Below are 20,740 nucleotides of genomic sequence, written 5' to 3'. Positions count from 1 at the left end.
TCTTTCCAGATAAGATGTCTTCTATTATAACAAAAAGCAGACAGAAAAGCAGATTCCAAACAAAAAATGAAATTCCATCAAATTCTTAAATAAATTAAACAAATATATTGAAAAAGTGAATGATGAATGATATAATTCTATTATTGTTCGTAAAAATTAAAAGGAGATTGATGATGGACAAATTATTTAAACTAAAAGAGAACGGTACAGACGTTCGTACAGAGGTTCTCGCTGGTTTAACAACTTTCTTTGCAATGAGCTATATTCTCTTTGTAAACCCACAAATGCTTTCGCAAACAGGAATGCCTGCTCAGGGTGTATTCCTCGCAACGATTATCGGTGCAGTTGCTGGTACCTTGATGATGGCTTTTTATGCTAACTTGCCATACGCTCAAGCGCCAGGTATGGGACTGAATGCTTTCTTTACCTTTACAGTTGTATTTGGACTCGGTTATTCTTGGCAAGAAGCCCTAGCTATGGTCTTCATCTGTGGGATTATTTCATTGATTATTACCTTGACAAATGTTCGTAAAATGATCATTGAATCGATTCCAAATGCCCTTCGCTCGGCTATTTCAGCTGGTATCGGTGTCTTTCTTGCCTATGTAGGGATTAAGAATGCTGGACTTTTGAAATTTACGATTGATCCAGGCAACTATATTGTTGTAGGAGAAGGGGCTGACAAAGCTCAAGCAACGATTGCAGCAAATTCTTCAGCAGTTCCAGGCTTGGTCAGCTTTAATAATCCAGCTGTTTTGGTGGCTCTTGCAGGACTTGCTATCACAATCTTCTTTGTCATTAAAGGGATTAAAGGGGGAATTATCCTCTCTATCTTGACAACAACGGTTCTTGCTATCGCAGTTGGTTTGGTAGATTTGTCTAGTATCGATTTTGCTAATAACCATGTTGGTGCAGCTTTTGAAGATTTGAAGACAGTCTTTGGTGCAGCTCTTGGTTCAGAAGGTTTGGGAGCTTTGATTTCAGATACAGCTCGCTTGCCTGAAACTCTGATGGCCATTCTTGCCTTCTCATTGACAGATATTTTTGACACGATTGGTACCTTGATTGGTACAGGTGAAAAAGTTGGTATTGTAGCGACAAATGGTGAAAATCACCAATCAGCCAAGTTGGACAAGGCTCTTTACTCTGATTTGATTGGAACGACAGTCGGTGCCATTGCAGGTACTTCAAACGTAACGACTTATGTTGAGTCTGCTGCGGGTATCGGTGCAGGTGGACGTACTGGTTTGACAGCCTTGGTTGTAGCTATCTGTTTTGCGATTTCAAGCTTCTTTAGTCCACTTCTAGCGATTGTACCAACAGCCGCTACAGCTCCAATCTTGATTATCGTTGGGATTATGATGTTGGCTAGCTTGAAAAATATCCATTGGGACGATATGTCTGAAGCGGTTCCTGCTTTCTTCACATCTATCTTTATGGGATTCAGCTACTCTATCACTCAAGGGATTGCAGTTGGTTTCTTGACTTACACTTTGACTAAGCTTGTCAAAGGTCAAGCTAAAGATGTTCATGTCATGATTTGGATTTTGGATGCCTTATTTATCCTGAACTACATCAGCATGGCACTATAAATGCTATAATATAAAAAGGGGTTCTCCCCTTTTTATATTATAGTTACTTGAAAATTGCTTCAAACTAGGTAGGTGATTTTGATTGAATGGTAGGAGTATAATTGATGATAAAAAAGAATATTTGGGATGAAGTATTAAACAGGGGGAAGTGGTTAATAATCTTTCTAGTAGGGCTTTTGTTTTCTCAGTTTCCTTTAGCCCTAGCAACTTTTCTAACTAGCAGAAAATTTCCACTGCTTCAAACTGGACTATTAGTAGGGGTCTTATCTCTTGTGGTTTTAACTGTATTTATAATAGGTGCTAGGAAAACACAGTTGGCTAGTTTTGGTTTATCGTTTTTCAAGGCTAAGGATTTGGCTAGATTGGCCTTAAGCTATCTAGTGATTCTTGCCTTTAATATTCTTGGTGTGGTCTTACTGCGTTTGATGAATGAAACAACAACCAGCAATCAATCAAATATTAATGATTTGGTCCAGAATAGTTCCTTAATTTCCAGTTTTTTCTTACTGGTTCTAATAGCTCCTATTTGTGAGGAGATTTTATGTCGAGGAGTGATTCCTAAAAAACTCTTTCGTGGTAAAGAAAATGTGGGTTATATAGTCGGTGCTATTATCTTTGCCTTGCTTCATTTACCGACAAATCTACCTTCTCTTCTTATCTATGGAGGAATGTCAACTGTGCTAACTTGGACAGTTTATAAAACCCAACGTTTGGAAATGTCTATCTTACTTCACATGATTGTTAATGGAGTTTTTTTCTGTTTGTTGGCTCTTGTGGTGATTTTGAGTCGGACATTAGGGATTTCTGTTTAATACTCAATGAAAATCAAAGAGCAAACTAGGAAACTAGCCGCAGGCTGCTCAAAACACTGTTTTGAGGTTGTAGATAAGACTTACGAAGTCAGTCACATATATACGGCAAGGCGACGTTGACGCGGTTTGAAGAGATTTTCGAAGAGTATAAGATTATTGACAATTGCTTACTTGTTTCTACTGGGAAAAAGATGAATGCAATCGTGTCCATCTTTTTCTTTTTATGGTAAAATAGAGAAATAATATGGTGAAAAGCCTTGAGGGAGTGACCGATATGTTAAGTAAAGCCAATCGTGCAAAGACAGCTATTTGCGGAATTATCAATGTAACCCCAGACTCCTTTTCGGATGGTGGTCAATTTTTTGCTCTTGAGCAAGCACTCCAGCAGGCTCGGAAGTTGATCGCAGAGGGAGCGAGTATGCTAGATATCGGCGGAGAATCGACTCGGCCGGGAAGTAGCTATGTTGAGATAGAAGAGGAAATCCAGCGTGTTGTTCCAGTGATTAAAGCGATTCGCAAGGAAAGTGATGTCCTCATTTCTATTGATACTTGGAAAAGTCAGGTGGCAGAGACTGCTTTGGCTGCTGGTGCCAATCTAGTTAATGATATTACTGGTCTCATGGGTGATGAAAAAATGGCCCATGTGGTTGCTAAGGCTGGTGCGAAAGTGGTCATCATGTTTAATCCAGTCATGGCTCGACCTCAGCACCCTAGCTCGCTCATCTTCCCTCATTTTGGTTTTGGTCAAGCTTTTACAGAAAAAGAGTTAGCTGACTTTGAAACATTGCCAATCGAAGACTTGATGGAGGCTTTCTTTGACAGAGCCCTAGCGAGAGCAGAGGAAGCTGGTATTGCACAAGAAAACATCCTTCTGGATCCAGGAATTGGCTTTGGTCTGACCAAGAAAGAAAATCTGCTTCTTTTACGGGACTTGGATAAACTACATCAGAAGGGCTATCCAATCTTTCTTGGAGTGTCGCGCAAGCGATTTGTCATCAATATCCTAGAAGAAAATGGTTTTGAAGTCAATCCTGAGACAGAGCTTGGTTTCCGCAATCGAGATACGGCTTCGGCTCATGTAACTAGTATCGCTGCAAGACAGGGTGTGGAAGTGGTGCGCGTGCATGATGTAGCTAGTCACAGGATGGCAGTTGAAATTGCCTCCGCCATTCGTCTGGCTGATGAAGCGGAAAATTTAGATTTAAAACAATATAAATAAGATGAAAGAAATTGAAAACAATCAGTGGATTGCCCACTATCGGACGGATCAACCGCATTTTGGCTTGGAACGAATGGTGGAACTGTTAGCTTTGCGTGGCAATCCCCATCTCAAACTCAAGGTTATCCATATCGGAGGGACCAATGGCAAGGGTTCGACCATTGCTTTTTTGAAAAATATGCTAGAAAAGATGGGGCTGAGAGTTGGGGTGTTCAGCTCGCCCTATCTCATTCATTACACAGACCAGATTAGCATCAATGGAGAATCTATCCCAGAAGCGAGGCTAGAAGCCCTCATGGCAGACTATCAGTCTTTGCTGGAGGGAGAAACGGCCGCCAATTTGCAGGGGACAACCGAGTTTGAGATTATCACAGCTATAGCCTATGATTACTTTGCCTCGGAGCAAGTAGACGTGGCTATCATGGAAGTCGGCATGGGTGGACTTTTAGATAGTACCAATGTCTGCCAGCCCATTTTGACAGGCATCACCACTATTGGACTGGATCATGTGGCCCTACTTGGTGACACCTTGGATGCCATAGCAGAGCAGAAAGCAGGTATTATCAAACAAGGGATTCCCTTGGTAACAGGGCGTATTGCTCCAGAAGCTTTGGCTATGATTGACTGCATTGCGGAAGGGAAAGATGCACTGAGATTTGCCTACGGGACAGATTATCAGGTCAGCCATCAAGAAAGTGTGGTGACAGGGGAAGTCTTTGACTATACAAGTGCTGTCAGACAAGGTCGCTTCCAGACTAGCCTGCTTGGCTTGCACCAGATAGAGAATGCTGGGATGGCCATAGCTTTACTTGATACTTTTTGTTTAGAAGATGGTCGAGAGCTAGCAAGCAATGACCTACTTGGTCAAGCCTTGGAAGAAGCAAGTTGGCCAGGGCGTTTGGAAGTTGTGTCGAGAGACCCTCTGATGATTTTGGATGGGGCCCACAATCCCCATGCTATCAAGGCCTTATTGGCAACCTTGCAAGAACGCTTTGCGGATTATCATAAGGAAATCCTCTTTACTTGTATCAAAACCAAGGCCTTGGAGGATATGTTGGACTTGCTGGGGACAATGCCAGATACCGAGCTTACTCTGACACATTTTGAAGATAGTCGGGCGACTGATGAAAGCGTGTTGGAAGAGGCAGCTAAGTCTAGGAATCTCAACTACCAAGGTTGGCAGGATTTTCTAGAGCAGAAATTGACAGATAAAAAAGAAGAGAAACAAACAGTTAGGATTGTCACGGGTTCCTTGTATTTCTTGAGCCAAGTGAGAGCCTATCTGATGGAGAGGAAGAATGAGAATGGATACACAAAAGATTGAAGCAGCTGTAAAAATGATTATCGAGGCTGTCGGAGAGGACGTTAATCGCGAGGGCTTGCAGGAAACACCTGCTCGTGTAGCCCGTATGTACCAAGAGATTTTTTCAGGTCTTGGTCAAACAGCGGAGGAACATTTGTCAAAATCCTTTGAGATTATTGACGATAATATGGTGGTAGAAAAGGATATTTTTTTCCATACCATGTGTGAACACCACTTCTTGCCATTTTATGGTAGAGCGCATATTGCCTATATTCCAGATGGCCGTGTGGCAGGTTTGTCTAAGCTAGCTCGTACGGTTGAAGTTTATTCTAAAAAGCCACAAATTCAAGAACGGTTGAATATCGAAGTGGCTGATGCCTTGATGGAGTATCTAGGCGCTAAAGGAGCCTTTGTTGTCATTGAGGCGGAACATATGTGTATGAGCATGCGTGGTGTCAGAAAACCGGGCACTGCCACCTTGACGACAGTAGCTCGTGGTCTATTTGAAACAGATAAGGACCTCCGAGATCAGGCTTATCGTTTAATGGGACTATAATACTCTTCGAAAATCAAATTCAAACCACGTCAGCTTCCATCTGCAACCTCAAAACAGTGTTTTGAGCAGCCTGCGGCTAGCTTCCTAGTTTGCACTTTGATTTTCATTGAGTATAAAAAGAATCCGCTTTGGGCGGATTTTTCTAGAAAGGAATCATTATGGATCAACTGCAGATTAAGGATTTGGAAATTTTTGCCTATCATGGTCTTTTTCCTAGTGAGAAGGAATTGGGGCAGAAGTTTGTCGTTTCAGCCATCCTATCCTATGATATGACCAAGGCGGCGACAGACTTGGATTTAACGGCTTCTGTCCATTATGGAGAACTGTGTCAGCAGTGGACGACTTGGTTTCAGGAAACAACTGAGGATTTGATTGAAACGGTAGCTTATAAACTGGTGGAACGTACTTTTGAGGCCTATCCTCTTGTCCAAGAAATGAAGCTGGAACTGAAAAAACCTTGGGCGCCAGTGCATTTGCCACTAGATACTTGCTCGGTAGCCATTCATCGCCGCAAGCAACGATCCTTTATCGCCCTAGGAAGCAATATGGGAGATAAACAAGCAAACTTGAGACAAGCCATTGAGAAAATGCGAAATCGAGGTATCCATATTCTCAAAGAGTCCAGTGTCTTTACGACGGAGCCTTGGGGTGGTGTGGAGCAAGATAGCTTTGCTAATCAAGTGGTTGAAGTAGAAACATGGTTGCCTGCCCCAGTGCTATTAGAAACCTTGTTAACCATTGAAGCAGAGATGGGACGGGTGAGAGAAGTGCATTGGGGACCTCGTTTGATTGATTTGGACTTGCTCTTTGTGGAGGACCAGGTCATTTATACAGACGACCTCATCCTGCCTCATCCTTACATAGCGGAACGCCTTTTTGTCCTTGAGTCCTTACAGGAAATTGCGCCTCATTTTATCCATCCGACATTAAAGCAACCGATCCGTAACTTGTATAATGCTTTGAAAAAATAGAAAAAACTCTAGTTTTCAGTCGTTTGCAACTGAAGGCTAGAGTTTTTATACTCTTCGAAAATCTCTTCAAACCACGTCAGCTTCCATCTGCAACCTCAAAACAGTGTTTTGAGCTGACTTCGTCAGTTCTATCCACAACCTCAAAGCAGTGCTTTGAGCAACCTGCGGCTAGCTTCCTAATTGGCTCTTTGATTTTCATTGAGTATTAAAATAGGTCATTTTCTTCTGGGAGGAGGATAGTCTCTCTACCATTCATATCTAAAACCAGAACTCTCGGGGGATAAAGAGGGTCGAAAGGATGATTAAAGTCAAAATCAATGGCTGTGGGGAGGTGTTGACTTGAGAAGTGGAAGGTAATTTTTCCTTGGTTATTGAGCAATTGAAACTCAAGTTCTTCTTCCAATTCAAAGACATTTTTTAAGAAGTGGTCAATAATATACCAAAAAGAATCAATGACATCATCAGGCAAGCTGGTAACAATGCCAAAACTAGCAGACCGCATCTGGGTATTGGTAAAAGCCATATTTTTGCCCCCTTTCTTTTCCCTTATCATACAGCAAATAGGATTAAAAATCAAGAAAAGGTGATTTTTTGAAAAGGATTTTAGCTACAGGGAGAAATAAGGAAAAAATCCTAAAAATCTCCCGAAGTTAATAGGTAAATTCCCAAATTAACTTGATTATATAACTTTCAGTTACTTTGAGAAGTTACGCATTAGAAATGACTTTGTCCATGTCCCAGAAGGTCTTGGAATTGAGGGGAGTTCCTTCACGAGATTCAACAAGAGTTTGTTCGTATTGTTTTTGAGCTTGTTTAGCAAGGTAGAAGATTTTCTGATAGCCACAATTCTGTCTTCTTTTAGGGCATCCATTACAGACAAAGGGAGCTTTGTCGAGTAGAGGGCAAGGAAGGTTATCGCAAGTAGACTCTCGGACTTGTCTGTTTCGTTTGACTTCTTTAGAAACAGTAGTCGGGTCTTTTAGAATGGATTGTCCAATAGCTTTGAAGGTTTCACTGCGCTCTAAACCTAATTGGATATCATTACGGTCTGAAAGGGTAAGGTGTTTATGTTTTGTCATAGTAGACCTCGTTTCTAACTCAAACGTCTCACACTTAATTCCACCATAAAAATCCGTTTTAGACTAATTTCCACTTTGGTCAGGCAAGTGGAAGTTACTTTGAGAAGTTACGTTTAGAAAAATATTTTTCATATCTATTGACTTTTAGGGGTGAAATTTGGTATTATAGTAGGCGGTATTGTTTACCCCATTTGAAAGGCCCCGGAACCTTCCAAATACTTTTCGATGGGAAGGAACACCCATCACCGTAAACAAAAATCGAACTATATATAGGAGAAATCATGAACAAAACAACATTTATGGCTAAACCAGGCCAAGTTGAACGTAAATGGTACGTAGTTGACGCAACTGATGTACCACTTGGACGTCTTTCTGCAGTAGTTGCTAGCGTACTTCGCGGAAAAAACAAACCAACATTTACACCACACACTGATACAGGTGACTTTGTGATTGTTATCAATGCTGAAAAAGTTAAATTGACTGGTAAAAAAGCAACTGATAAAATCTACTACACTCACTCAAACCACCCAGGTGGATTGAAACAAATCTCTGCAGGTGAACTTCGTTCTAAAAATGCAGTACGTTTGATCGAGAAATCAGTTAAAGGTATGCTTCCACACAATACTCTTGGACGCGCTCAAGGTATGAAGTTGAAAGTATTTGTTGGAGCTGAGCACACTCACGCTGCACAACAACCAGAAGTTCTTGATATTTCAGGACTTATCTAAGGAAAGGAACAATAAAGTATGTCACAAGCACAATATGCAGGTACTGGACGTCGTAAAAACGCTGTTGCACGCGTTCGCCTTGTTCCAGGAACTGGTAAAATCACTGTTAACAAAAAAGATGTTGAAGAGTACATCCCACACGCTGACCTTCGTCTTGTCATCAACCAACCATTCGCAGTTACTTCAACTGTAGGTTCATACGACGTTTTCGTTAACGTTGTAGGTGGTGGATACGCTGGTCAATCAGGAGCTATCCGTCACGGTATCGCTCGTGCCCTTCTTCAAGTAGACCCAGACTTCCGCGATTCATTGAAACGCGCAGGACTTCTTACACGTGACTCACGTAAAGTTGAACGTAAGAAACCAGGTCTTAAGAAAGCTCGTAAAGCATCACAATTTAGTAAACGTTAATCAATACGATCATATCAACGTTTCAAAGCACTCAAAAGTTTACCTTATGGGTGCTTTTTTCGTATTTTTTTGAAAAGCTTACCTCAAAGTTTACCTTATTTTTACCTTATTGTTTTAGAGACTTTAAAGCAAATTCACCAACTGCCATAGGAACTACATTAGGAGTATTGACATAAATTTGAGTTGTACCTGTATGTCGTAGTTTATGAAGTGTAGCATGTGCCAGCTCTTTATGTCGCTTTCTAATGCTTTTCATTTTATTGTTCAGATAGTCAGCATGTAAAGGCTTGTTGGTGTTTCCTTTTGCTATATCGACACTATAATATGACTGGGAGGGCAAAGTCAGTTGCTTTAAAACGTTAATTGATACGATTATATCAATATTTCAAAGCTATTTGCAAAGTGCTTTTCTAGGTTTACACTTAAAATAATTGTTAAGTTATATAGGAACCTTCTAGATAAAGACTGAGTACTTTTAGAGTATAATATAGTTATGTAGAGTTAAAAAGAATTGAGGAAAGTAATATTGGCTAAATCTCACATATCAGAATTATTACCAACTAAGTATAGAAAACGTCATCAATTAATGCTATATTTGTATGATATACTAGTTGATATTTTAGTTAAAGCTGATAAATATCAATTATCCAGTCTATCTTTTAGATTTACTAATGAGATAAATGATGAAATTGACTTGTTTGATGAACTAGATAGACAAAAAGATTTAGATATTTCTGAATATGTATATATACCTCACATCTTTTTTTCAATTTTACGTGATTTAAATTACTATCTATTTGAATCTCTGAGTTGTATAGAGAGGGGAAAAGTTACTGTTGCATTTTCTCTTGCTAGGAAACCTTTTCAAGATAATTTATTTTATTTAAGTTGGATATTGGTTCAACCACATGATTTCTTAGAAAAAATACAATATGGAGAGCTTAGGGAATATGACGTAAGTGATTTGAAGGGTAAAAAAGAATTTGTTATTGACCTACTTTTAAAAGCAAAAGAATCGATTCAGTATGAAAATGGTTTTTTGGATTTTAGTAGAGAATTACTTGATCCTGAATTACTATATGACATTATATATAATCGAAAGGCAGAAAATAGTTTAACAAGTGTATTTGATCAATCTATTCATTTGGTGACAAAGAATAAAAATTATCCTACGGAAAAGCGAAATCTTAATTTTATATTTTCTGATGATAAGATTTGGGATGATTTTTGGCATTTGTTCTATGAGAAAACACCCTACATTCTCATTTATTTAGTAGAAGTAGCTATTGCTATATTTGAGAAATATTTTGATATTGATTTAGAAATAGTTACCCTTAACCGGTATATTAGAAATTTAAAGATAATTTTAGCTTTATCTGGAGAAGAAAATAAAGAATTAGAAAGTATTTTTGATTTCATATTTAATGGTGATAATCTTAGCATGACATGTGAAGAATGCGGGAGGATATATAAGTTCAATATCAATTTAGTGAGGGAAATAAAAGAAGATTATCTATATACTTGTCAGAATTGTGGTTTTGTAGAGAGACTAGGGCAATATTTTGTGAGTGATGAATTATTGAGTAATAAAAGAAATACTCTGATTGATAACTCGAATGATGAGAATTGGAAGCTGGTCTAATACAATTAAAAGGTAGTACCGACATAAAAATCATAGTTTAGAAAGTTGTGAAGATTTTTGAAAAGCAATCAGAAAGGATAATATGAAATTTAAAGATTACACTTGGAATAAAGAGTTTGAAATAAAAGGGTATTTTTCAGAACGTTCCGACGATATAGTTAGTAAGGATAACTTGAGCGGTATTTTACATTATTCTTCTAGTGAAATTGTATTAGAATTATTTGGTGGATTTGAAGAGGAATCAGGTATTTCATTCGGTTTTGGTAAGTGTTTGGAAAAGATATATGGTTTCTCCAGTAATGGTAATATTTTAATTTTAAATACTTATGGTGAACCAATGGTACATTCCTCATCTCCTGGATTTCCGATAACTAGATATAGAGTAAAAAATTTTAAAATTTACAGTGTATTTTATAATGAGCTTGGAAATTTTGATTATAGTTCTGAGGCCTTTAAAGATTTAATTAATGAATTAGATTCTGAAAAAATCAAGGAATATAATTTTAGCTTTGAACATATTGAGGAATGGATTGAAAAATCATTGGTAACTGTTAAATATAGAGACAATCAAACTATTTTTGAAAGTGCAGTAAGTGAATATCAACCAACAAAAGTGTCAATAAGATCACTAGGAATGAACTTTGAAGATGTGGCAATACTCCATTCTTCATATACAACTACGTCATTTACCAGTGATTATTTTATTAAACTTATTTCAGCTGATTTAAATATAAGATATTTTGATGAATTTTATCAAGCTTCACATAAGTTTAAGGAATTTATTGAGATTTTATCAAATATACCATTGTCTTTTACTAATATTGAATTTCTTGTTCTTTATAAAATGATAGATGGTAAGCGTATGCCACTTATAAAAGGCAAATTCTTTGTTCAGCATTCTAGAAAATCCCAAAAATGGAAATCGTATTCTCAGCAAGATATTTCTTTGAGGGCATTAGAAGATAATTTTGAACATATTTTAAATCATTGGTTTGATAAATCTGAGGAACTTGAATTTATAGTGAGACAATTTTCAAAAAATCTTCATGGTGATTTATATTTGGAAGATCAGTTGGTTGATGCTATTAGGAATTTGGAAGTTTACTCTAGAAATTTTAAGAATTTTAAAAATCCGAAATGTTTATCTGATGTTGAAGAAAAAGCTAGACAATCTTTGTTTGACTTTATAAACACACATCTTTTAGAAGAGGTAAGAAGAAAATTTAGAAATAAATTGAAATTTAATCAAAAAGAGCCTAACCTTGCCGAACGTTTAAAAAATTTATTCGATTCAATTGATGAGCTTAATCTGTCTAAAATTTTTTCGAATAGTGAGAGAGAATTACTAATAATAAAATTAATTCAAACACGAAATTACTATACTCATGGTGATTCGAAAGATAACTATCCAGAAATGATAACAGATATCAGGGAGATGTATGAAACAAAATTGTTTCTTCAAGAAGTGCTGAGATATTATATTTATCAAGAATTGGATATGAAATATAAATATAAAAAATTCTAAACCTCAAGCCATTAGCTCAATGATTTAGGATGTTTTCATGGAAATTGGAACAATTGACACAGTTGTTGAGACTTTAGTCGCTTATAAATGTGGCTGCAACCTGACAAGGTCAGTTGTCTGTAAACGTTAATCAATATGAGTATATTAACGTTTACAGACATTCAAGAATTTTCTCTTGGATGTCTTTTTTGTATAGAAATCAAGAGTTTCCATCATTGATTTTTAGTCTAGTATTAGTTTCTACTGAATAAGCTTTTTCGGCCATAACAAAACACTCCTGTTCATAGTTTCACTAGATTTTGACAGGAGTGTTTTTCTTGTGTATCAATTTATAGGTTCAGTATTTTTCTAGTAACCAATCTATGATATTTTTCTTCTCAATACCATTGTAATTTGCTGTTGGCTGAATCGTATCCATTGTTAATAGATATTTTGGGAATTGATCTTTAATGGCTTCTAGTGGTCTAAGTTCTCTTTCTAGTGTTTCTGGAGCAAGTGTTGTTTCACTGACTTGATAATAAGCGTAGTGACCAAGATCAGTTACAACAACAAAATCAACCTCATATTTATCTAAATTACCAACATATACTTGTGAATATCTACGTCTCAATTCCAAATATACCATATTTTCCAAGATATGCCCAATGTCTTCTTTGTGGTCTGGCAATAAGAGGTGTCGTAAACCTAAATCAACGGGATAATATTTTTCTAAGCGTTGCAATAATGCTCTGCCTTTTACATCAAAACGTGGAACGGAATAAAAAAGTAAACTATCTGTCAAAGTTGTCAAATAATTTTCCAAAGTATTATGGGAGATTGAAACATTTTGGCTGACTAGGGTATTGCGAATCTTATTTGTTGATATTAAGCTACCTGTACTACTGAGAAGAGTTCGAACAATGCGCTCAATAATAGTAGGATTTGGATTTCCTAATCTAGTTACAATATCATTTAACAGTATGGAGTTATATATTCCTCTGAGATAGTCAATTTTTTCAGCGTAAGATGATGTTTGCAATAAGTAAGGGAAAGCACTAAAGAGATAATTGTTAAAAATTTCTGTTGTATTCAGATTCTCTGAGAGAGATTGACCCGATAGGTATTCTTCAAATGACAAAGGAAGAACCTCTATCTCAACATACCGACCAGTTAAGTTTGTTGCTAATTGGCTGCTCATAAAGTAGGCGTTTGATCCAGTCAAATAGAGGTCAACATTTGGTAGGATGAATAGGCTATCTGCAACTAGTTCAAATTTTTCAACATGTTGAATTTCATCTAAAAAGATATAGTATGTTTTCTCCCCAACTAACTGCTCTTTTATATAAGCGAATAATGTTTGAAAATGTCGCAGGTCATAGTAACTCAAATCTTCGAAATTGATGGATATAATCTGATCCTCGTCTACCCCAGTTGCTAGTAACTCTTCTTTATAGAGTTGAAAGAGAACAGATTTACCAGCTCGTCTAACTCCGCTCACAACTTTGATGATTTGGCGGTCACGATGTCTTCTTAGAAAGTCTAAATAATGTGGTCTTTTAATATAGTTCATAATAGATACCTCAAAGATAGTATAATACAAATAGACATTATTTTCAAATATTTAGAAATAAAATAGAATTCGTTTGGTTATTTCTAAGTATTTAGAAATAGTGTTTTTCTGCAATCAAAAAATAGTCCATTTTGGTATGGTATGATAGTAAATCTTATAAGGTGTTATAGCAAGTATTCAAATAAAAAGCGCATACTATCAGGAGTGTAAAAGCTTGATAGTATACGTTTTATCCTATGAAATATTTACTGGATTTTCTTCTCAAACTGACTTTTTAAGAAGTTACCTTATCAGCAATTTCAAATAAGTTTATGGAGCTATCTTTGGAAAAATTGTAGAGTGTCAAAGCTTACCATAGTCTTTAGCATTTCAATAATTTAGATTGCTTACATTTTGTTTTGATAAGTTTTACGGTAATCTCCAGGAGAAAGTCCAGTCCTTTGTTTAAAAATTTTAGTAAAGTAAGAATAATTATCATACCCTACTTGACAAGATACTTGTGATATCGATATATTTGTTTGAGATAGGAGAGATTTAGCAGCATTAATGCGTTTATCCGTTATATATTTAACAAGAGTTTCTCCAGTTTCTTTTTTAAAAATTCTAGCTAAATGATCTGCGCTGAGATAAACCATATCTGCTAATATAGAACGATTTATATCTTCATAGTAGTGATGATCTATGTATTCGACAATGCGTTGAATACTATTTTTTTGGTTTTCAATGTTTGTTGCAAATTTCTTAGCATGCGACCAGTAATAATCAAAGTAATCCTGAAAAGATTCAATTGAATGAAAGCGTCGTTGGAATAAGAAATCATGAGTGCTGTTTTGGAACAATTTATGTGCCGAAATTCCTTTTTGATCTAGATATATTCCTATTTGTTGAGTCCAATCTAGTAAAATTTGTTGTAGTGTGAAAGTAGGAATTTGAGAATTATAGGCAAGTGAATTAATTTTTTCTCTTAATTCGTATTCACTTAAGCTATCTAAAAAAGTAATTGAAAGAGTTTCTGTTTTAAAGGAAGTTGGAAAACTATGTGGAACACATGTAATAGTATTCCAATAAGAAACATATTGTTCATTATAAGTGTAGAGTTCTTTGGTATGAAATAAAATATCGGATATTTTATGGCAACTCTTATATATAATGTTTGAGTATTTACTAAAGTTATTAGAAATTTGAGAATGAATCTCATATGCCAATTTGTCACTACGTTTGGATGAGTCTACTCTAAAGAGACAAACATATTGATCAACCTGGCTTTCCATTTTGAATAGACTTATCAGCTTATAAGAAGGTTGTGAAATTCTTTGAAGTTCTCTTTTTAGTTGAGAAGTCCATGATGGAGTTTCTGCAGAATAATCTTCTTCATTAAGATTGATTGTTAAAACTGCAAGAAAAAAATACTGGTGTTTTTGAAGAATAAAATCTTGTTTGTTTGCTATATTTTCTAGCTCATCAATGCGAGAAATTTGAGGTTTTCTAAGGTAATCATACCAGAAGTTATCTTCTATTTGTAAAACTGCATCATTTTTTCCGTTTAAGTTATGATTCTCAATTTTACTAATGGCTTTTTGAATAATAAATTCTAATTTTTCAAAGTTAATAGGTTTTAGATAGTATTCGAAGCTTTGTAATTCAATTGCTTTTTGAGCATAGTTGAAGTCGGCGTAATTGGTTAAAAAAATTGTTTTTATATCATATTTTTCATTTCTAATCCACGATAAGAGTTCGAGGCCACTACCTTGAGGCATTTCTATATCGCTTATCATGAGATCAATAGGATGCTCTCTAATAATATTTTGAGCTTGAGTGAGGCTATAGGCAACATAAACAATGTCAATGTGTAGTTTATCCCAATTTATTTTCTCTCGTAAAGCCTCAATGATAAAGCGATCGTCATCAACTAATAAAATGTTCATTATAACCTCCGTCTATAATCTTGTATGGAATGAGTAAAAGAATTTTAGCTCCACCTTCTTCATTATTTTCAAATGTAATAGTATAGTCGTTGGGATAGAGAAGATTTAAACGTTCGATGGTGTTTGTTATCCCGATATGATGTCCATCTTCTGTTATTAGAGACTGTTTCTGATTTAGTTTTGATAAAATTTCTTCAGAGAAACCTGGACCATTATCTTCGATACAAATCTGAATATAATCTGAGTTCTCAGTTTTTACTTTTTTTATCGATAGCAAAATTGTAAATAAATCCTGAAATGAAAAACCGTGTTTGATTGTGTTTTCAATAAATGTTTGTAAAAGTAATGATGGGATAAGAGTATTTTGTAGGTCATCATTGTAGTTTAGTGAAAAGTAGATGCTATTTCCATATCGAATTCGTTGTATTTCTAAATAATCTTTAATATGCTGAACTTCATCTTTAAGTTCTGAAAAATCTTGATTAGCCATAAATAAATGACGGAGATAATTTGAAGTTAGGATAGTTAATTCTTCAATTTCTTTGTAGTTTTTTGTTTGAAGCATACTATGAATCATTGATAACATATTTAAGTAGAAATGCGGTCGAATTTGATTTTTAAGATAATTAAGTTCAATCTTCTTAAGTTCTAGTTGTGAATGGTATTCCCGTATTTTTAATTCTTGCATGTCAAATATTACTTTATTAAGTTTATCATTTGCCTTATCAATTTCTAGTATACCTTCAGATATAAAAAATTCAGAAGGGGGGATGGAGTCCCCAAGTTGAGAGAGTCGTTCAGTGAGTCTTGTTATCGGTTTAATCATCCACTGACGAATATACAGGATAATGATGATTGATAAAATGGTGATAATAATAGGAACAGCTGATAAAAATACTTCTAAGAGTGTGATATTTCTAAAGACTTCGGCATAATCGACTAAAACATAAATATCGAAAGGTAAATGCGTTTTTTCATTTTGAGCATGAATTAGGTAGTTTTCGGAGGGTATATTGTTAGGCTCTTTTAGGGAAAGTTTACCATTATTTCCAATATTGAGTTTTCTGAGAGGTTTTAGGATATCTTCTGAAGATATGACGGCATAAATGATTTTTCCTTCGTAATGAACAGATTTAACTAAGTATTCGCTGTTTTTAGTAGTTACATTTTTCCATTTACGGTCACTTATATCACTACGCAATGATTTTAGATTTGATTTTAACAGTAGATAATCTTCATATGGAATATAAAGATTGGAGACATTTATAAAATAATCAGTACTATCGGTTTCTAATAAGAATGTCATATGAGTTTCATTTTGATATTCAAACTCTGCAAAGCTAGTTTGAACTTTTTTGAGATCTTCTTGATAGTCAAGAAACGTTTGTACATGATTTAATTTCTCTAAAGATTCATTATGCGTTATTGTTGAGTACATAAAGCGTTCTACAGAATGCAATTTCTCATTAACAGAGTCAGCATAAATTTCAATTGAACTACGTAGGTGTACTATATTTTGGTTTTTAATAAAATTTCTGGTTATGTCACTCATAGCAATATTGATTAAAATATTTATCAATAGTAGTACAAGTAGGAGTTTAAAGAAAAAATGAATAGAATGTTTTTTTGATAAGTCGTGATTTAATTTCATATACTAGTCTCCTATTAAAATTATAGCACTTTGAAAATACGATATCATGTAACAAAACAGATATGTTTTATCAAGATGTCGGAAAAGTAATAGTTTTTAAAATTAAAAAACTGAAAAATTGATAAACCTAGTCCAAAAAGTTCTATTAAGGGAATTCTATATGGTGTAAAATAATCGTAGAAAATCAGATGGGAGGAAAAACATGAAAGTAGCATCTCAACTTCATAAAATAAAATTAAAGCATAGTATTCCGTTATATATATTACTTTTTCCTTCAATATTGCTATTAATTTTATTTTCCTATATTCCCATGTTGGGACTAATTATTGCATTTAAAGACTATTCACCAGCCAATGGTATCTTTGCTAGTCAGTGGGTAGGATTTAAGTATTTTACTCAATTTTTCTCATCATTCCAATTCGGGACAACTATGTTCAATACATTAAAAATTTCACTTTATAGTATTGTAGTAGGATTCCCCTTACCCATTATACTAGCTATCATTAGTAATCAGTTAAGAGTTGGGAAATTTAGAAAAATATTTCAAGTGACAACTTACTTACCTCATTTTATCTCTACAATGGTTATGTGTGGGATGATTATCTTATTTTTATCTCCTACTAGTGGTTTGTTAGCGAATGTATTTAAGTCTGTTGGAATCACTATTCCAGATTTTTTATCAAAACCTAGTCATTTTGCAGGTGTTTATGTTTGGAGTGATGTATGGCAACATATTGGTTGGGATAGTATTATTTATCTGGCGGCGCTTTCTGCAATTGATCCTACATATTATGAGGCTGCAACTATGGATGGTGCCTCTAGGTTACAAAAAATTCGGCATATAGAATTACCATTGCTTTTGCCGACTGCTATGATTTTATTAATATTAAGAGCAGGTAGTTTATTAAGTGTAGGGTTTGAGAAAGTGTTACTACTACAGAATCCTCTTAATTTAGCAGGAAGTGAGATAATTTCGACCTATGTTTATAAAGTTGGTATGGTGAACTTTCAGTATAGTTATTCGACTGCTATAGGGTTATTTAACACCGTAGTCAATCTAATAATTTTGTTATCTGTTAACTGGTTCTCGAAAAGATATACCAGAACGGGTCTTTTTTAAAGGAAGGAGTGCTTAAGGTGAGATGGTTTCATAAATCAAGAAAAACAAACTCTGAATTATTATTTGATATAGTTACCTATGGTTTAGCAATTTTTCTTATTCTGTTAATTGTTTATCCGTTATGGTTTGTAGTGATTGCATCTTTTAGTAATCCTTCAGATGTTGCAAATGGGAAGGTATGGTTTATTCCAAGAGAATGGAAATTAGATGGATATTTACGTCTTATTCAACAACCTTTATTTTTACATAGCTATCTAAATACAATTTTATATACTGTTGTTGGGACCTTAGTTGCTTTAGTAGTCAATATTCCAGCTGGTTATGCTTTATCTAGAAAAGAATTAGTTGGTAGAAGGTGGATGAGTATTCTATACATAATCCCTATGTTTGTATCAGGTGGCTTGATTCCTACCTACTTAACAGTAAAGAATGTAGGCTTGATTGATACATTTTGGGTAATGGTAATACCTTTTGCGGTTTCATCATACAATATTATTGTTGCTAGAACTTTCTTTAATAATAGTATTCCAGACGGGATGTGGGAGGCTGCGCAAATTGATGGCTGTGGTACAATTCGTTATTTTATTAAAATAGTTGTTCCGTTATCAAAAGCTATTATAGCAGTTATTGGACTTTGGACTGCAGTTGGTATTTGGAATTCGTGGTTTAATGCTTTAATTTATTTAACGAATGAAAATTTACAACCATTGCAATTAATTTTACGACGTTTACTAATTAGTAATCAAATGTTACAATCGCAAGCAACAGGAGAAGTTGCATCAGATCTTCGTATCAAAGCCGATATGATGAAATATGCAGCAATTGTTATTTCAACCGCTCCGATAATGTTGCTATATCCCTTTGTTCAAAAATATTTTAATCAAGGCGTAATGATTGGCGCCTTGAAAGAATAGGAGAAAAACATGAAAAATAAATCATTTACATATTTGTTCTTAGGAACAGTTACACTTGCTGGCTTAACAGCCTGTGCAAATTCCAATAATGCGAATAAGGACGATAAGTCTGGAGAGGATTCTTATAAAATCACAACTGTTCGTTGGTCTGACTGGGGAGAAGATTATCATAAAGGTTTTCTAACAGATTCTGCCAAGGAAGCAGGTATTGATGTTAAATGGGATACACTTGTAGCAGCAGATTGGGCAGATAAGAAATCTGTGTTGGTTGCTAGTGGAGATTTACCAGATGCATTTTTAGGCTCAAATGCTTTTACAGATTCAGAAATTGCTCAGAACCAATCTCTATTTATCCCGTTGGAAGATTTAATCAAGGAAAACATGCCTAATTTAACTAAGGCTATGGAGAAAGAACCTAAGATTAAAGCTATGATTACTTCACCAGATGGTCATATCTACAGTCTACCTAAAAAATTACCGATGCGTCCTACTGTAGCTAATCAGCTATTTATTAATAAAAAGTGGCTGGATAATTTAGGATTAAAGGTTCCAGAAACTTATGATGATTTAGTAAAAGTACTACAAGAATTTAAGGATAAAGATGCGAACGGAAATGGAGACACTTCTGATGAAATTCCATTCGGAGCAGGAAACTTTGATCCAACATTCTCATATATTCTTCCGTTCAATAATCGTTTAGGTGCAGATAATACGTATGAAATGTCTGTAAAAGATGGAAAACCAGTCTACCTTCGTACAGAGGAAAGTTATAAACAAGGGATTGCAGCAATGCACGAATCTTATAAAAAAGGTTTGATTGATCCGGAAATCTTTACAGAAGATACCTCTATGAGTGTAGCAAAACGTATGGATAAGGGAGTATCTAGAGTAGGTGTTTCTAGTGGTTGGACAGCAGATGCAACGTTTGGCTTACATTCAAGTGAATATATTGCTCTACCTGCTTTAAAAGGTATGGATGGTAAACAATATGTCTTTTCTGACCCAGATCATTACAACTACGGTCGAAATGAAATTTTGATTACAAATAAGAGCAAAAACCCTGCTAAATTATTGAAATGGTTGGATAAATTATATACAGATGAAGCAAGTATTCAGAATTTCTATGGATCATTTGGAATAGCTACTGAAAAGAATGGTGATAAGTTTAAAGTGTTACCTCCTAAAGATGGTAAATCAGCTGATGAATGGGCATGGATTAATTCACTTCGAGATTTTGGTCCTAAATACGTAAGCGATGATATCAATAGTCGCGTAGAAATCGATCAAACACAAGGTGATGGATTGAAATTGAAGATGGACCAAGATTTGAAACAATTTGCGTTGCCAGCTTACCCTAATGTGATTTATTCACAAGAAGAGCTTAACAAATTATCATCAATCTATGTGAGTATTGAATCTTATGTCAAACAACAAGCATCTAAATGGGTAGTTGAAGGTGGCATAGAAAAAGAATGGGACTCATACAAAGAAACTCTTAAGAATATGGGATTGGACGAATTTATGAAGATTCAACAGGAAGAATATAATCGTTACCAAAAAGAAGTAAAAGAGTAATACTTTATATGAACTCTTGGTTGTATAAACAAGGGACTAGCTAATTACAGGAAGCGAGACTGATAACATCAAATTATCTCGCTTCCTTTATTCTAATTTTTAAAGAAATTTGGAAATGTTTTTTAAATAATTTAGGTAATATTTTTGTGCAACTGACATTCTAAAATA

The 20,740-nt window shown here is 35.2% G+C and carries 18 protein-coding genes and 2 pseudogenes; 13 read left to right on the top strand and 7 right to left on the bottom strand.

What is annotated here, in order from left to right; translation table 11 throughout:
* Positions 1-173 precede the first annotated feature (173 nt).
* From HT711_RS04790 to folK, 6 genes are all read left to right on the top strand, one after another.
* The gene (locus HT711_RS04790; protein WP_173234416.1) at positions 174-1,592 is read left to right on the top strand and encodes an NCS2 family permease; all 1,419 of its coding nucleotides are present in this window, start codon (positions 174-176) and stop codon (positions 1,590-1,592) included.
* 104 nt (positions 1,593-1,696) lie between these two features.
* Positions 1,697-2,404 (top strand): type II CAAX endopeptidase family protein, encoded by a 708-nt coding sequence (locus tag HT711_RS04785; protein WP_050242564.1) that lies wholly within the window; start codon positions 1,697-1,699, stop codon positions 2,402-2,404.
* 244 nt (positions 2,405-2,648) lie between these two features.
* A complete protein-coding gene (gene folP / locus HT711_RS04780; protein ID WP_173234215.1) occupies positions 2,649-3,623 on the top strand; it encodes a dihydropteroate synthase in 975 nt (324 codons plus the stop codon).
* A 1-nt stretch (position 3,624) separates the two neighbouring features.
* Positions 3,625-4,947 carry a folylpolyglutamate synthase/dihydrofolate synthase family protein gene (locus HT711_RS04775; RefSeq protein ID WP_173218034.1) on the top strand — a complete coding sequence of 441 codons (1,323 nt, stop codon included), beginning with the start codon at positions 3,625-3,627 and terminating at the stop codon, positions 4,945-4,947.
* Entirely contained in the window at positions 4,928-5,482 is a 555-nt protein-coding gene (gene folE, locus HT711_RS04770) for a GTP cyclohydrolase I FolE (RefSeq protein ID WP_061827444.1), read from the top strand. The genes HT711_RS04775 and folE overlap by 20 nt, the downstream gene beginning before the upstream one ends.
* Positions 5,483-5,640: 158 nt before the next feature.
* Complete coding sequence (folK, locus tag HT711_RS04765) at positions 5,641-6,453, top strand: 2-amino-4-hydroxy-6-hydroxymethyldihydropteridine diphosphokinase (RefSeq protein WP_173234217.1); 813 nt, start codon at positions 5,641-5,643, stop codon at positions 6,451-6,453.
* A gap of 76 nt (positions 6,454-6,529) precedes the next feature.
* Here folK and HT711_RS11415 read toward each other — a convergent pair whose 3' ends face one another.
* The 3 genes and pseudogenes from HT711_RS11415 to HT711_RS04755 all read right to left on the bottom strand — a co-directional run.
* Positions 6,530-6,652, bottom strand: coding sequence for a hypothetical protein (locus HT711_RS11415; RefSeq protein ID WP_262081894.1), 123 nt, complete (start codon positions 6,650-6,652; stop codon positions 6,530-6,532).
* Positions 6,653-6,658: 6 nt separating this feature from the next.
* Positions 6,659-6,976, bottom strand: coding sequence for a DUF960 domain-containing protein (locus tag HT711_RS04760; protein ID WP_173234219.1), 318 nt, complete (start codon positions 6,974-6,976; stop codon positions 6,659-6,661).
* A gap of 190 nt (positions 6,977-7,166) precedes the next feature.
* A pseudogene (locus HT711_RS04755) lies at positions 7,167-7,532 on the bottom strand (helix-turn-helix domain-containing protein); the annotation flags it as partial.
* A 281-nt stretch (positions 7,533-7,813) separates the two neighbouring features.
* On the opposite strand from HT711_RS04755, the gene rplM reads away from it, so the two are divergent.
* Both rplM and rpsI read left to right on the top strand, forming a co-directional pair.
* Positions 7,814-8,260: a 50S ribosomal protein L13 gene (gene rplM, locus HT711_RS04750; RefSeq protein ID WP_001044624.1), complete on the top strand. Its 447-nt coding sequence runs from the start codon at positions 7,814-7,816 to the stop codon at positions 8,258-8,260.
* A gap of 18 nt (positions 8,261-8,278) precedes the next feature.
* A complete protein-coding gene (gene rpsI, locus HT711_RS04745; RefSeq protein ID WP_000075973.1) occupies positions 8,279-8,671 on the top strand; it encodes a 30S ribosomal protein S9 in 393 nt (130 codons plus the stop codon).
* Between the two features lie 106 nt (positions 8,672-8,777).
* Here rpsI and HT711_RS04740 read toward each other — a convergent pair.
* A pseudogene (locus tag HT711_RS04740) lies at positions 8,778-8,975 on the bottom strand (site-specific integrase); the annotation flags it as partial.
* Positions 8,976-9,197: 222 nt separating this feature from the next.
* Here HT711_RS04740 and HT711_RS04735 point away from each other — a divergent pair.
* Together HT711_RS04735 and HT711_RS04730 are read left to right on the top strand one after the other, a co-directional pair.
* Positions 9,198-10,313, top strand: coding sequence for a hypothetical protein (locus HT711_RS04735; protein ID WP_173218030.1), 1,116 nt, complete (start codon positions 9,198-9,200; stop codon positions 10,311-10,313).
* Positions 10,314-10,395: 82 nt separating this feature from the next.
* Positions 10,396-11,838: a HEPN domain-containing protein gene (locus HT711_RS04730; RefSeq protein ID WP_173218028.1), complete on the top strand. Its 1,443-nt coding sequence runs from the start codon at positions 10,396-10,398 to the stop codon at positions 11,836-11,838.
* 337 nt (positions 11,839-12,175) lie between these two features.
* Here the strand turns inward: HT711_RS04730 and HT711_RS04725 are convergent, their stop codons facing one another.
* From HT711_RS04725 to HT711_RS04715, 3 genes are all read right to left on the bottom strand, one after another.
* Positions 12,176-13,387 carry an ATP-binding protein gene (locus HT711_RS04725; RefSeq protein WP_173249788.1) on the bottom strand — a complete coding sequence of 404 codons (1,212 nt, stop codon included), beginning with the start codon at positions 13,385-13,387 and terminating at the stop codon, positions 12,176-12,178.
* A 386-nt stretch (positions 13,388-13,773) separates the two neighbouring features.
* Positions 13,774-15,312 (bottom strand): response regulator, encoded by a 1,539-nt coding sequence (locus tag HT711_RS04720; RefSeq protein ID WP_173249787.1) that lies wholly within the window; start codon positions 15,310-15,312, stop codon positions 13,774-13,776.
* A complete protein-coding gene (locus HT711_RS04715; RefSeq protein WP_173249786.1) occupies positions 15,293-16,963 on the bottom strand; it encodes a histidine kinase in 1,671 nt (556 codons plus the stop codon). The genes HT711_RS04720 and HT711_RS04715 overlap by 20 nt, the downstream gene beginning before the upstream one ends.
* A gap of 202 nt (positions 16,964-17,165) precedes the next feature.
* Here HT711_RS04715 and HT711_RS04710 point away from each other — a divergent pair, with 202 nt between their 5' ends.
* Genes HT711_RS04710 through HT711_RS04700 form a run of 3 tightly spaced genes read left to right on the top strand, consistent with a single transcriptional unit; the run spans position 17,166 to position 20,572 of the window.
* Positions 17,166-18,083, top strand: a complete 918-nt coding sequence (locus tag HT711_RS04710) for an ABC transporter permease subunit (protein ID WP_000861540.1) — start codon at positions 17,166-17,168, stop codon at positions 18,081-18,083.
* A gap of 17 nt (positions 18,084-18,100) precedes the next feature.
* Entirely contained in the window at positions 18,101-18,997 is an 897-nt protein-coding gene (locus HT711_RS04705) for an ABC transporter permease subunit (protein ID WP_173249785.1), read from the top strand.
* 9 nt (positions 18,998-19,006) lie between these two features.
* The gene (locus tag HT711_RS04700) at positions 19,007-20,572 is read left to right on the top strand and encodes an extracellular solute-binding protein (protein WP_173249784.1); all 1,566 of its coding nucleotides are present in this window, start codon (positions 19,007-19,009) and stop codon (positions 20,570-20,572) included.
* Positions 20,573-20,740 lie beyond the last annotated feature (168 nt).

Origin of the sequence: Streptococcus sp. 1032, from assembly GCF_013277015.1 — a bacterium.
Classification (GTDB): Bacteria; Bacillota; Bacilli; order Lactobacillales; family Streptococcaceae; genus Streptococcus.
Note: the sequence above shows the minus strand (reverse complement) of the source record. Positions and strands in the feature narration are given on the sequence as shown.